The organism is Streptomyces sp. NBC_00988 (assembly GCF_045162645.1).
Lineage (GTDB): Bacteria > Actinomycetota > Actinomycetes > Streptomycetales > Streptomycetaceae > Streptomyces.
Genome location: NZ_CP108730.1, coordinates 8,255,993 through 8,269,624, shown reverse-complemented (window position 1 = coordinate 8,269,624; position 13,632 = coordinate 8,255,993). Strand labels below are relative to the sequence as shown.

The 13,632-nt window shown below is 71.1% G+C and carries 10 protein-coding genes; 6 read left to right on the top strand and 4 right to left on the bottom strand.

All coding sequences use genetic code 11. The features are described from left to right. Positions 1-3 precede the first annotated feature (3 nt). Positions 4-2,301 (top strand): glycogen debranching protein GlgX, encoded by a 2,298-nt coding sequence (glgX, locus tag OG496_RS38120; protein ID WP_405974096.1) that lies wholly within the window; start codon positions 4-6, stop codon positions 2,299-2,301. A gap of 150 nt (positions 2,302-2,451) precedes the next feature. Beyond that, on the top strand, positions 2,452-3,864 hold the full coding sequence (locus OG496_RS38115; protein WP_405974095.1) for a sulfatase: 1,413 nt from the start codon (positions 2,452-2,454) through the stop codon (positions 3,862-3,864). Positions 3,865-3,872: 8 nt separating this feature from the next. Here OG496_RS38115 and OG496_RS38110 read toward each other — a convergent pair whose 3' ends face one another. The 4 genes from OG496_RS38110 to OG496_RS38095 are packed head-to-tail and all read right to left on the bottom strand — an operon-like array spanning position 3,873 to position 7,447. Further along, positions 3,873-4,517, bottom strand: a complete 645-nt coding sequence (locus tag OG496_RS38110; RefSeq protein WP_405974094.1) for a response regulator — start codon at positions 4,515-4,517, stop codon at positions 3,873-3,875. After that, a complete protein-coding gene (locus OG496_RS38105) occupies positions 4,510-5,778 on the bottom strand; it encodes a sensor histidine kinase (RefSeq protein WP_405974093.1) in 1,269 nt (422 codons plus the stop codon). The genes OG496_RS38110 and OG496_RS38105 overlap by 8 nt, the downstream gene beginning before the upstream one ends. Positions 5,779-5,804: 26 nt before the next feature. Next, positions 5,805-6,539: an ABC transporter permease gene (locus OG496_RS38100; RefSeq protein ID WP_405974092.1), complete on the bottom strand. Its 735-nt coding sequence runs from the start codon at positions 6,537-6,539 to the stop codon at positions 5,805-5,807. Next, positions 6,536-7,447 (bottom strand): ATP-binding cassette domain-containing protein, encoded by a 912-nt coding sequence (locus OG496_RS38095; RefSeq protein WP_405974091.1) that lies wholly within the window; start codon positions 7,445-7,447, stop codon positions 6,536-6,538. Before OG496_RS38095 ends, OG496_RS38100 begins: the two co-directional genes overlap by 4 nt. Positions 7,448-7,630: 183 nt before the next feature. On the opposite strand from OG496_RS38095, the gene OG496_RS38090 reads away from it, so the two are divergent. From OG496_RS38090 to OG496_RS38075, 4 genes are all read left to right on the top strand, one after another. Continuing rightward, complete coding sequence (locus OG496_RS38090) at positions 7,631-9,496, top strand: ABC transporter ATP-binding protein (protein WP_405974090.1); 1,866 nt, start codon at positions 7,631-7,633, stop codon at positions 9,494-9,496. Continuing rightward, positions 9,493-11,376, top strand: a complete 1,884-nt coding sequence (locus OG496_RS38085) for an ABC transporter ATP-binding protein (RefSeq protein ID WP_405974089.1) — start codon at positions 9,493-9,495, stop codon at positions 11,374-11,376. Before OG496_RS38090 ends, OG496_RS38085 begins: the two co-directional genes overlap by 4 nt. A gap of 187 nt (positions 11,377-11,563) precedes the next feature. Next, on the top strand, positions 11,564-12,583 hold the full coding sequence (locus tag OG496_RS38080; protein ID WP_405974088.1) for an aldo/keto reductase: 1,020 nt from the start codon (positions 11,564-11,566) through the stop codon (positions 12,581-12,583). A gap of 36 nt (positions 12,584-12,619) precedes the next feature. Further along, entirely contained in the window at positions 12,620-13,528 is a 909-nt protein-coding gene (locus OG496_RS38075) for an alpha/beta hydrolase family protein (protein WP_405974087.1), read from the top strand. Positions 13,529-13,632 lie beyond the last annotated feature (104 nt).

Genomic DNA, 13,632 nt, shown 5'->3' with positions numbered 1-13,632 from the left:
ACGGTGTCGAGCGCAGCCGAGCAGGAGGCCGTGCAGGAGGGGCACGTCGACGACGGCGTGCCGGTGGAGCGAGCCGTCGTCGAGGCGGCCGTACCGTCGCCACGCGCCGCACCCGTGCTGAACGGCGCCCCGCACACCGGGCCCCCGATGCCCGTGTGGCCGGGGACGCCGATGCCGTTGGGGGCCCGGTACCGGGTCGGCCCGGACGGGGTGGCGGGCACCAACTTCGCGCTGTGGGCGGGGGGTGCGGAGGCCGTCGAGCTGTGTCTCTTCGACGCGGAGGGCGTGGAGGCCAGGGTCCCCCTCACCGAGCTGACGCACGAGATCTGGCACGGCTTCCTGCCGGGTGTGCTGCCCGGGCAGCGCTACGGCTTCCGGGTGCACGGCCGCTGGGACCCGTGGACCGGCGCCCGCTGGAACCCGGCGAAGCTGCTCCTCGACCCCTATGCCCGCGCGGTGGACGGCGAGTTCGGGCTGCCGCCCGAGGTGTACGCGCACGTCCGTGACTGGCCGCAGCAGCAGGTCGCGGACACCGTGCGCGACGACCGCGACTCCGCGCCCCACGTCCCGAAGGGTGTCGTCGTCCACGACGACACCACCGACGACGAGTGGATGGACGACCGCCGCCCGAAGACACCGTGGGCGGACTCGGTCATCTACGAACTCCACGTCGGCGGCTTCACCAAGCTGCACCCCGGGATACCCGAGGAACTCCGGGGCACCTACGCCGGGTTGGCGCACCCGGCGGCGATCGAGCACCTGGTGAAGCTGGGCGTGACGGCCGTAGAGCTGCTTCCTGTGCACCAGTTCGCGCACGAGGACCATCTGCTGCGCAGAGGCCTGAAGAACTACTGGGGTTACAACTCCATCGGCTACTTCGCCCCGCACGCGGGCTACGCGGCGACCGGTACGGCGGGCCAGCAGGTCGGCGAGTTCAAGCGGATGGTGCGGGCGCTGCACGAGGCCGGGATCGAGGTCATCCTCGACGTGGTCTACAACCACACGGCGGAAGCGGGTGAGTTGGGCCCGATGCTGTCGTTGAAGGGCATCGACAACCGCGGCTACTACCGCCTCCAGAGCGACGCCCGCCGCTACACGGACTACACCGGCTGCGGCAACACCCTGCACGTCGTCCAGCCGCACGTGCTCCGGCTCATCACCGACTCCCTGCGCTACTGGGTCACCGAGATGGGCGTCGACGGCTTCCGCTTCGACCTCGCGGCGGCGCTGGCCCGCTCGATGCACGACGTCGACATGCTGTCCCCGTTCCTCGCGGTGATCGCCCAAGACCCGGTGCTACGACGGGTGAAGCTGATCGCCGAGCCCTGGGACGTCGGCTCGGGCGGCTACCAGGTGGGTGCGTTCCCGCCCCTGTGGACGGAGTGGAACGACCGCTATCGCAACGCCGTCCGGGACTTCTGGCGCGGCGCGCTGCCGGACGTACGGGACCTCGGGTACCGCCTGTCGGGGTCGAGTGACCTGTACGCGTGGGGCGGCCGCCGCCCCTACGCCTCGGTCAACTTCATCACGGCGCACGACGGTTACACCCTGCGGGACCTGGTGTCGTACGAGCGCAAGCACAACGAGGCCAACGGCGAGGGCAATCGGGACGGGACCGACGACAACCGGTCCTGGAACTGCGGGGTCGAGGGCGAGACGGACGACGAGCGCGTAAAGGCGCTGCGGCGGCGGCAGTTGAGGAATCTCCTCACCACCCTCCTCCTCTCCACGGGTGTGCCGATGCTGGTCGCGGGTGACGAGCTGGGGCGGACGCAGCGGGGCAGCAACAACGCCTACTGCCAGGACAACGAGATCAGTTGGGTGGACTGGGGCCTGCGGGAGGACCCCGGCTGGGCGGCGCTGACCGATCTCACCGCCCGGCTGATCGACCTGCGCCACCGCCATCCGGTGCTGCGCCGCCGGGCGTTCTTCTCCGGGCGGGCCCATTCGGCTGACGGCATAAGGGACTTGGCCTGGTTCACCGCGCACGGCACGGAGATGACGGAAAGGGACTGGTACGCGCCCGCCGCCACCCTCGGCATGTACCTCTCCGGCCGGGACATCCCCGGCCGCGACGAACGCGGCGCCCCGATCGTCGACGACAGCTTCCTCGCCGTCCTGCACGCGGGCCACCGGCCGGTGAGCTTCGTCCTGCCGGGGCCGCCGTGGGCGGAGCGGTACGAGGTGGTCGTCGACACGTCGCGGGAGGAGCAGGGCGAGGCGCCGGGGGTGGTGCACCGGGCGGGGGCGGCGATCACGGTGCCGGCGCGGGCGGTGCTGTTGCTGAAAGTGGTGAGCTGAAGGGCGGCTGTGGTTCCGGCCGGGGTGACGTTTCAGGTCCGTGAACTCCCGGGCGGATGGCTGGGCTTGGGGCGGGCCCGGTGATCACATGGAGGGCACGCCCCCCACGGCTTCCGTCGCCTCCCGCCGTCTTCCCCACAAGGACCTCGCATGCCCGAGATATCCCGCCGCGCCTTCGGCGGCCTGGTCGGTGGCGGCGCCGTCACCGCCGTCGCCGGTACGGCCGCCACCGCCGAGGCCGCCGAGGCCGCCCCCGCCGAGCGCCCCTTCAAGGCCCGCCCCGCCGCCTCCGGCAAGCGCCCCAACCTCCTCGTCATCCTGGGCGACGACCTCGGCTGGGCCGACCTCTCCTCCTACGGCGCCCCGCACATCAAGACGCCGAACCTGGACCGGCTGGCCCGGCAGGGCGTGCGGTTCACGGACGCGTACTCGGGCTCGGCGACCTGCTCCCCGACCCGGTTCAGCCTGTACACCGGGCGCTACCCGGGCCGTACGCCGGGCGGGTTGGCCGAACCGATCGCCAACAGGACGCAGGGGCTTGACCCGAGCCACCCGACCCTCGCCTCCCTGCTGAAGAAGGCGGGCTACTCCACCGCCCTCATCGGCAAGTGGCACTGCGGCTGGCTGCCCGACTACAGCCCCACGAAGTCGGGTTGGGACGAGTTCTTCGGCAACCACGGGGGCGTGCTGGAGTACTTCTCCAAGCTCGGCCAGCTCGGTGACTACGACCTGTACGAGGGCGACGCGACCTACAAGGACCTGCGCTACTACACGCAGGTGCTGACCGAGCGGGCCGTGGAGTACGTCGGCCGCAAGCACGACGAGCCGTGGCTGCTGAACCTCAACTTCACCACCCCGCACTGGCCTTGGCTCGCGGAGGGCGACGAGGAGACCGGCGCCGAGATCGCGGCGAGGATCCGGGCCGCGAAGACACCGTTGGAGATCAGCAACGCCCTCAACCACTACGACGGCGGCTCGGTCGCCAAGTACACGGAGATGGTGCAGAGCCTCGACGCGGCCGTCGGCGAGGTGCTCGCCGCGCTGCGCCGGTCCGGGCAGGAGGAGAACACGCTGGTGTACTTCGCCAGCGACAACGGCGGTGAACGCTGGTCGTACCTCTGGCCGTTGAGCGGCGAGAAGTTCGTGCTCCAGGAGGGCGGCATCCGGGTGCCGACCATCGTGCGCTGGCCGCACCGCATCGACGGCGACCAGGTCAGCCACGAGCCGAACTTCTCCCCCGACTGGACCGCGACCTTCCTGGAGCTGGCCGGCGCCCGCCCCGACCCGGCGTACCCGCTGGACGGCACGAGCCTCGCGGGCTACCTACTGAAGGGCGAACAGCCGCCCGAGCGGGACCTGTTCTGGCGGGTGCGGGCCAACCGGGCGCTGCGGCGCGGGGACTGGAAGTACTACCAGGACGAGGACGGCGACGACCACCTCTTCGACCTAGGCGCCGATCTGCGCGAACAGGCCGATCTCGCCCCCGACAGGCCGGAGTTGCTCGCCGAGCTGAAGGCATCCTGGGAGCGGATCGCCTCCGGCCTCCTCCCCTACCCGGGCTAGTACTCGCCCTAGCCGAGAATCCCCCGGTCGTACGCCACCGCGACGGCGGCCGCGCGGTCCTTGACGCCCAACTTGCCGTACAGGTGGGTGAGATGGGTCTTCACGGTCGCCTCGCTGATGAAGAGTTCGCGGGCGATCTCGCGGTTGGAGGTGCCCTTGGCGACCAGGGCGAGGACCTCGCGTTCGCGGGCGGAGAGCGATTCGTTGCCGGGGGTCTGGGGTGCGCGGACCGCGGAGACCAGGCGGGAGGCGACGGCGGGTGAGAGGACCGTGCGGCCTTCCGCCGCCGCGCGGACGGCGGTGAAGAGTTCGTCGCGCGGGGCGTCCTTCAGCAGATAGCCCGTCGCGCCCGCCTCGATCGCGGGGATCGTGTCGGAGTCGGTGTCGTACGTCGTCAGGACGAGCACCTTCGCGCGGGCGGCGCGCCCGGTCAGCTCGCGGATGGCGTCGACGCCCGCGCCGCCCGGCATGCGCAGGTCCATCAGGATCACGTCGGGGTCGAGGTCGGCGGCCCGCTCCACGGCCTCGACGCCGTTGGACGCCTCGCCCAGGACGCGGAATCCGGGCGCGGACTCGAACATGCCGCGCAGACCGTCCCGTACGACGGGATGGTCGTCGACGATCAACAGGGAGATCAGCAACTCGTCACTCATGGCGGACCAACGGTACGCGAGCCGAGAGGGCCGTGCCGTGTCCCGGCTCGGCCTCGATCGCGAGGGAGCCCGCGACGCGTTCGGCGCGGGCGCGCATGCCGTCGAGGCCGAAGCCGCCGGTGCGGGTGCGTTCGGGGAGGGCGAGCGGGTCGAAGCCCTGACCGTCGTCGCGGATGTCGAGGATGACCTCGTCGCCCAGGAAGCTGAGGGTCACGCCGACGCGGGTGGCCCGGGCGTGCCGGGCCGCGTTCGACAGGGCCTCCTGGGCGATGCGCAGCAGGGTCGCCGAGATCTCGTCGTGGAGCTGCTCGGTGATGCCGGTGACGGTGAACTCGGCGCGGACATTGGTGCGTTCGCCCCACTCCGCGACCGTGTTCTTCAGGGCCTCGGGCAGTCCGTCGTTCTCCAGCGCGATCGGGGCGAGGTTCTGCACGGACCGGCGGGCCTCGCCGAGGCTGTGCCGGGCGAGCGCGGAGGCGCGTTCGAGGTGGGTGCGGGCGGTCGTCAAGTCGGGTGCGTTGGCTACGACTTGGAGCTGGGCGATGATGCCGGTCAAGCCCTGGGCGATGGTGTCGTGGATCTCGGCGGCGAGCCGTCGGCGTTCGTCGGCGACCCCTGCTTCCCTTGCCTGGACGAGGAGTTGGGCGTGCAGGGCTGCGTTCTCGTCGAGGGCCTGTTGCAGGGCGGTGTTGGTGCGTTCGAGTTCGGTGATGGTCTCGCTGCGCTCGCGGGAGCGCTCCGACTCCTGCTGGGTGAGATGCGCGATCGCCATCTGCAGACCGGAGTTGGCGGCCACGAGTGCCGCGAAGAGCACCCATTGGAGCCCGCTCCCGAACGGCATTCCGCCGGCCTGCGCACCGGCCACGGTGACCGCGCTCGCGAACAGTCCGACCCGCTGCGCCACCGTGCCCGGGATCAGTTCGTCGGCGTCCATGAAGCCGGAGGCGGCGTAGAACGCGAAGAACGGGTCGATCCAGGTGAGGACGAAGGCGATGGCCCAGCGGACGACGTAGTAGGCCGTCCCCGCCCGCGACGGGGTCCGGCCGCGGTCGGGGCGGCGGGAGCGGGTGCCGTGCCACCACAGCTGGAGGACGAGCGCCGCGCCGGCCAGGGACCAGCCCATCCACCACTGGGCGGCGGAGTAGTCGAACAGACCGGAGGAGGCGAGCGCGAGGACGACACTGATACCGAGCAGCCCGTACGGCCCCCAGGTGTGCAGCTGTTCCCAGCGCCGCTCGATCTGCCGGTCCCTCGTGGTCATCTCCCCAGTCTGCACGGCCGCCTCCCCTACTCCCAGCGGAACCAGCGGGACGCGCCCGCCGTGAGCAGCACGGTCCAGGCCACCAGCACACCCAGGTGTGCCCAGCCCGGCCAGTTCCCGGCCGCCGCCCGGTTCAGGGCCTCGGCGGCGGCGCCGAACGGGGTGTAGCCGACGATGCGCGCCATCACGTCCGGCATGGAGTTCACCGGGATCCACACGCCCGCGCAGAACATCATCGGGAAGAACACGGCCGACCCGATGGCGCCCGCGATCTTCGTGGTCCGGGACAGCGCGGACACCACGGAGCCCAGCGCGAGGGCGGCCAGGATCGCGAGGAGCAGGGCGAGGAGGTAGCCGCCGGGCTGCTTCGGGAGGCGTACGTCGAAGGCGAGCCGGCCGACGATCAGGGCGCACAGGGCGGAGGCCAGGGCCGCCGCGCCGTAGACCACCATCTGCGCGGCGAGCAGGGCGGTGGGCCGGACCGGGGTGGTGGACATGCGGCGGAGGATGCCGCGTTCGCGGTAGCCGGTGATGTTCTGCGGCATCGACTGGAGCGCGCCGACGATCATGCCGAGCAGGACGGCGACCGGGACGTACACGTCGACGGTGCGCAGGCCGCCGAGGTCGGCCTCGTGGTGGCGGAAGCCCGGGATGGAACCCAGGATCACCAGCAGCAGGGTGGGGAAGAGCAAGATCCAGAAGAGGGCGCCCGGTTCGCGGCGGAAGAGCCTCAACTCGGTGCGCAGGACTGCGGTGTTCATGCGGAGACCTCCGTCAGGTCCAGGAACGCGTCGTCCAACGTGGCGTCGGACACGCGGAGTTGGTGGGCGGTGATGTGGTTGCGGGCGAGCAGCGTGATGACCGCGTTGACGGTCTCGTCGGAGCCGGAGAGGGTGATCCGGCCGTCCTTGCGCGTCACGGACGTGAGCGCGGGGAGCGCGTTCAGATCACCGTCGTCCAGCGCCGCGGAGGGCGTGAAACTGATGACGGTGGAGCCCGCCGAGCGCCGGATCAGCCCGTCCGGGGTGTCCAGGGCGGCCACCCGGCCCTTGTCGATCACGGCGATCCGGTCGCACAGCCGCTGCGCCTCCTCCATGAAGTGCGTGACGAGCAGCACGGTGACCCCGCTCGCCCGCACGTCCTCGATCAGCTGCCAGGTGTCACGGCGGGCGCGCGGGTCGAGGCCGGTGGTGAGCTCGTCGAGGACGACGATCCGGGGATTGCCGATGAGCGCGAGCGCGATGAACAGGCGCTGCTTCTGGCCGCCGGACAGTTTCGCGAACCGGGTGGTCAACTTGGCGGTCAGGCCCAGGCGTTCGGCCAGCGGCTGCCAGTCGGCGGGGTGCGGATAGAAGGACGCGTACAGCTCCAGCGCCTCGCGGACGGTGAGCTTGGCCTGGAGCTCGCTCTCCTGGAGCTGGGCGCCGAGGACCCGGGCGACCTCCGCGTGGTCGGCGACCGGGTCGAGTCCGGTGACGCGGACCCGGCCCGCGTCCGGGACCCGCAGGCCCTCGACGCACTCGACGGTGGTGGTCTTGCCGGCGCCGTTCGGGCCGAGGATCCCGAAGATCTCACCCTCCTCGACGGCGAACGAGACCCCGTCGACGACGGCCCGGCCGCCGTAGGACTTCCGTAGTGCGGTGACTTCGATGACAGGAGTGGCTGACATGTTCCGAGGGTCCCGCCGGGACCGGGCCCGGCACATCGGCCATCGCGCTCGAAGGGACATCAACCGATCGGTTGATGCGGCCCTACGACCCCTCGAACACCCAGGTCGTAGGACCAACGGCCGATCCCGGTCCGGCCAAAACTCGGTGGGCACTGTCAGTGCCGGTCCGTAGGCTCGCCCGTGATGTCGACGACACACGCAACCACCAAAGACGGCACCGACCGATCCGACCGGTCCGCGGTCCGTACGCTCGCGCGGCTGTGGCCGTACGTCCGGCCCGTGCGGGTACGGCTGTTCGCCGCGGCCGGGGTCGCCGTCGTCGCGTCCTGTACGGGGCTGGTGTTCCCGCTCGTCCTGAAGTGGATGGTGGACGGACCGGTCGCCGACCGGGACACGGCGGGCGTGTGGCTCGGCGCGCTGTATCTGCTGCTGCTCGGGATCGCGGAGGCGGGCCTGTTCGGGCTGCGGCGGTGGCTGGTCGCGCGGCCGTTGTCCCATGTCGAGGCGGAGATGCGGGCGGACCTGTACCGGCATCTGCAACGCCTGCCGGTGTCCTTCCACGACAGATGGCCGTCGGGCCAGCTCCTCTCCCGGGGCACGACCGACCTCATGCTGCTCCGGATGTTCCTCGCCTTCCCGCTGACGTTCCTGCTGGTCAACGCCGTGACGATCCTGGTCGGCGTGACCATCATGTTGCTCCAGGACTGGACGCTGGGGATGGTGATCCTCGGGCCCGCCCTACCGGTGATCGTCACGTGCGTGATCTTCGAGCGGCGGTACGCGCACGTGGCGCGGCTCGCGCAGGACCAGGTCGGCGATCTGACGACGGTCGTCGAGGAGAGCGTCCTCGGCATCCGCATCATCAAGGGCTTCGGCCGCCACCGCAGCCAGGCCCGCGCCTTCCGCGACCTGTCCCGCACCCTGCGCGGCACCGAACTCCGCAAGGCCCGACTCCTCGCCACGATCTGGGGCGTCATCGTGACCCTCCCCGAGCTGGCGCTGGGGGCGGCGCTGGTGGTGGGGACGGTGCAGGTCGCGGACGGGGGTCTGTCGGCGGGCACGCTGGTGGCGTTCCTTTCGACGGCGCTCGCGTTGCGCTGGCCGGTGGAGTCGATCGGCTTCCTGCTGGCGATGAGCCAGGAGGCGGCGACGGCGACGGAGCGCTACTTCGAGGTGGTGGACGAACCCCCGGAGACGGAGACGCCCCTAGGGGGCGCGCCCCAAAGGGGCGCGGGGCCGTATCGACATGCGGCTCCGCCGCGGGGCGCGACCGGCCCCCACCGGCCGGCACCCGACAACGACGGCATCCGTTTCTCCACCGTCTCCTTCCGCTATCCCGACGCCCCCGCCGACTCCCCTCCCACGCTCGAAAACATCGACCTGCACATCAGGCCCGGCGAGTCCATGGCCCTGGTAGGCGCCACCGGCACCGGCAAGACCACCCTCACCGCCCTGGTCCCCCGCCTCCACGAGGTGACCTCCGGCCAGATCACACTGGACGGCAAGGACATCACCGCCATGCCCCGGGAATCGCTGCGCGCCCTCGTCGCCGTGGCTTTCGAGGAACCGACGTTGTTCTCGGCGAGTGTCGGGGAGAACGTACTCATGGGAGCCGAAAAGGCCGCAGGAGAACCCGAGTTGGAGCGAGCACTGGCCGTCGCGCAGGCGGACTTCGTGCACGCTCTCCCCCAGGGCACGGACACCCAGGTAGGCGAACAGGGCCTGAGCCTCTCCGGCGGCCAGCGCCAACGCCTCGCGCTGGCAAGGGCGGTGGTGGGCCAACCCCGCTTCCTGGTCCTGGACGACCCGCTCTCCGCGCTGGACGTCCACACCGAGGCCGCAGTTGAGGCCGCCCTCCGCCAAGTCCTGGCCGATACAACGGCGTTGATCGTGGCCCACCGCCCGTCCACGGTGTTGCTCGCCGACCGCGTGGCCCTGCTGTCCGACGGCCGCATCACGGCGGTCGGCACCCATCAGGAACTACTACGGACGAACGCGGAGTACGCGCACCTCATGTCGGGGGCCGAGCACCAGGGGGACGAACGATGACCGCGGCCACCACCTCCGCCCCCACCACCGGTGGCGGCGACGACGACAATCCCGAGCCCGCGCCCCCGCACCCGCGCAGGCCCGCCGCGGGCGACCCCTTCGATCACGACGTCCTGCCCACTCCCCCGGGCGCGACCGCCGCGCTCCTGCGCTCCCTGCTCGCGCCCATGAAGGCACGCGTCACCGTCACGACCCTCCTCCTGCTGCTACAGCAGGCGGCCGTGCAGGTGGGCCCGCTCCTCGTGGCGTACGCCATCGACCGCGCGGTACCGGCGTTCCGGAATGACGACCACGGCCCGCTGATCGCCGTAGGGGCGTGCTACCTGCTCTGCGCGCTGGTCTCCGGCGGGCTGCAGTACGCGTTCATCGGCGCCTCCGCCCGCGTCAACCAGGACGTGCTGCTCGATCTGCGCGGCCGTATCTTCCGGCACGCGCAGGCGCTCAGCATCGACTTCCACGAGCGGTACACGTCCGGCCGGCTCATCTCCCGTTCCACCACGGACATCGAGGCCCTGCGCGAACTGCTCAGCGAGGGACTCCAGGAGCTGATCACGGTCGTCCTGTCGTTCGTGTACATCTCGGCGATGCTGCTCTGGCTCGACCTGGGCCTCGGCGCGGTCGCGGTGGCGTCCTTCGTGCCGCTGTACCTGCTGGTGCGGGTCTACCAGCGGCGCGCGGTACGGGTGTACGCGATCCGGTCCACGGCGATCGCGCGCGTGATCGTGAAGTTCGTCGAGACGATGAACGGCATCCGCCCGGTCCGCGCGTTCCGCCGCGAGGCCGTGAACGACGCCGACTTCCAGGTCCTCAACCAGCAGCACGAACGCTCCAACGGCGACGCCCTGTTGGAGATGGCCCGCTACGTCACCGGCTCCCGCCTGGTCGCCAACACGGCCGTCGCGGGGATCGTGCTCTGGGGCGCGACCCGGGTCGCGGACGGCTCACTGGAGCTGGGCGTACTGGCCGCCGCGGTGCTGTATCTACGGCGGCTCTACGACCCGATCGACCGCCTCGGCATGTTCCTCAACTCGTACCAGTCGGCCGCGGCCTCCCTGGAGAAGATCGCGGGCCTGCTGGCCCAGACCCCGTCGGTCCCCGAACCCTCAACTCCCGTCCAGCTCCCGGAACTTGAGTCGGAGCAGCCCGGCCGCGAGGTCGTCTTCGACGGCGTCCGCTTCACCTACCGCACCGGCGGCGAGGTCCTGCCCGTCTTCGACCTCACCCTCCCCGCCGGCCAGACCGTCGCCGTGGTCGGCTCCACCGGCGCCGGCAAGTCCACCCTGGCCAAACTGCTGGCCCGGTTCTACGACCCCTCGGACGGGCGGGTCCTGCTCGACGGCGTCGACCTGCGCGAGCTGTCCGCGCCCGAACTGCGGCGCGGGGTGGTGATGGTGACGCAGGAGGCGTTCCTGTTCTCCGGCACGGTCGCCGAGAACATCGCGATCGGCCGACCGGACGCACCCCGTGAGGAGATCGAGCGGGCCGCGAAGGCGATCGGCGCGCACGACTTCATCAGCGCGCTGCCCGACGGCTACGACACGGACGTACGCAAGCGAGGTGGCCGTATCTCCGCCGGTCAGCGCCAACTCGTCGCGTTCGCACGGGCGTTGCTCGCCGACCCCGCCGTCCTCATCCTCGACGAGGCGACCAGCTCCCTCGACGTCCCGGGCGAACAGGCCGTACAGCGCGCCATGTCGACCGTCCTGCGCGGCCGTACGGCGGTCGTGATCGCACACCGGCTGTCCACGGTCGAGATCGCGGACCGGGTACTGGTCATGGAACACGGCCGGGTCGTCGAGGACGGCACCCCGGCCGAACTGATCGCGGGGACGGGGCGGTTCGCGGACCTGCACCGGGCATGGCGGGACAGCCTGGCGTAAGCGCGATGCGCGCAGCCCGGCCCCGCACCTCCATCACCACAGCTCGTAACTACTAGTCACCGTTCATGACCGTTAGCCACCTCCCGCCGCACCTCCCAGGTCCACCCCTCCAGGCTTGCTAACCGGAACCCCGTTCCGTATCGTTTCCGGAACAAGGTTCCGCTTACATGCCCTGGAGGACACAGCCATGCAGTACCGCACCCTGGGCCGCACCGGCGTACAGGTCAGCACCCTCGCGCTCGGTGCGATGAACTTCGGCAGGATCGGGCGCACGAGCCAGGAGGAGGTCACCGCCATCGTCGACGCCGCTCTCGCGGGCGGGGTCAATCTGATCGACACCGCGGACGCGTACAGCGGCGGCGAGTCGGAAGAGCTGCTCGGCAAGGCGATCGCGGGTCGGCGCGACGACATCGTGCTGGCCACGAAGGCGAGCCTGCCGATGGGCGAGGAGCGCAACCACCAGGGCGCCTCGCGCCGCTGGCTGGTGACCGAGCTGGACAACAGCCTGCGCAGGCTCGGCGTCGACCATGTCGACCTCTACCAGATCCACCGCTGGGACCCGCGCACCGGCGACGAGGAGACCCTCTCCGCGCTGACCGACCTCCAACGCGCGGGAAAGATCCGCTACTTCGGCTCCTCGACCTTCCCCGCGTACCGCATCGTCCAGGCGCAGTGGGCCGCCCGGGAGAACCACCTGAGCCGTTACGTCACCGAGCAGCCCAGCTACTCGATCCTCCAGCGCGGGATCGAGACCCACGTACTGCCCGTGACCGAGGAGTACGGCCTCGGCGTCCTGGCCTGGAGCCCGCTCGCCTCGGGCTGGCTGTCGGGCGCGATCCGTGAGGGCCGGGAGGTCACCACCAGCCGCTCCTCGTTCATGCCGCAGCGCTACGACACGGCCGTCCCCGCCAACCGGGCCAAGCTCGACGCCGTCGAACAGCTGGCCACGGTCGCCGACGAGGCCGGGCTCACGATGATCCAGCTCGCGCTCGGTTTCGTCACCGCGCACCCCGCCGTGACCAGCGCGCTGATCGGCCCCCGGACCCTGGACCACCTGCACAGCCAGCTCGCCGCCGCGGACACCGTGCTCTCCGCCGACGTACTCGACGCGATCGACACGATCGTCGCCCCCGGCACCGACCTCGCCGCCCACGAGAAGAACGACACCCCGCCCGCACTCCTGGACCCGTCACTGCGCCGCCGCTGAGGCCCACCGGACAACAAAGGGAACGGAAACACAGCCATGTCCGACTCGAACACCGCGATCGTGTCCGTGAAACCGCTGATCCTGCCCGCCCCGGGCCGCGGCGAGGACCTCCAGGTCCGCGTCTCCGCGCCCGTGACCGGCGGCGATCTGCCCGTCGTCGTCCTCTCGCACGGCTTCGGCTGGTCGATGGACGGCTACGCCCCGCTGGCGGACCACTGGGCCGCGCACGGCTTCGTGGTCGTCCAGCCCACGCACCTCGACTCCAGGACGCTCGGCATCCCGCACGAGGACCCCCGCTTCCCGCGGATCTGGCGCATCCGCGTCGAGGACCTCAAGCGCGTACTGGACGGACTCGACGTCCTGGAAGCCTCCGTGCCGGGCCTGGCGGGGCGCGTCGACCACGACCGCATCGCCGTGGCCGGCCACTCCTGGGGAGCCCAGACGGCGAGCACACTGCTGGGCGCGCGCGTCCTCGACCCCGACGGCGTACCCGGCGAGGACCTGTCCGACCCCCGCGTCAAGGCGGGCGTACTGCTCGCCCTGACCGGCCTGGGCGACGACCTGACCCCGTTCGCCGCCGAGCAACTCCCCTTCATGAGGCCGTCGTTCGCCACGATGACCCCACCGGCACTCATCGTCGCCGGAGACCACGACCAGTCCCAGCTCTCCACCCGCGGACCGGACTGGTTCACCGACCCGTACACCTGCAGTCCCGGCGACAAGACCCTGCTCACCCTCTTCGGCGCGGAGCACTCGCTCGGCGGCATCCCCGGCTACGAGGTGGCCGAGACGACGGACGAGAGCCCCGCCCGCGTCGCCCTGCTCCAGCACCTCACCACGGCGTTCCTGCGCAGCACGCTCCACTCCGAGGACACCGGCTGGAAGGCGGCAGCCGCCGCACTGGACCAAGACCCCGCCCCCCTGGGGAAGTTGCAGAGCAAGTAACGGGTCCCAGGAGAACCACACCTCCCCGCGTGCCGGCCCCTTGGCGTGCGGGCGCGCGATATTCGATGGGCAACCGCGCTCACGCTCGGTAATCTTCGTTGCCT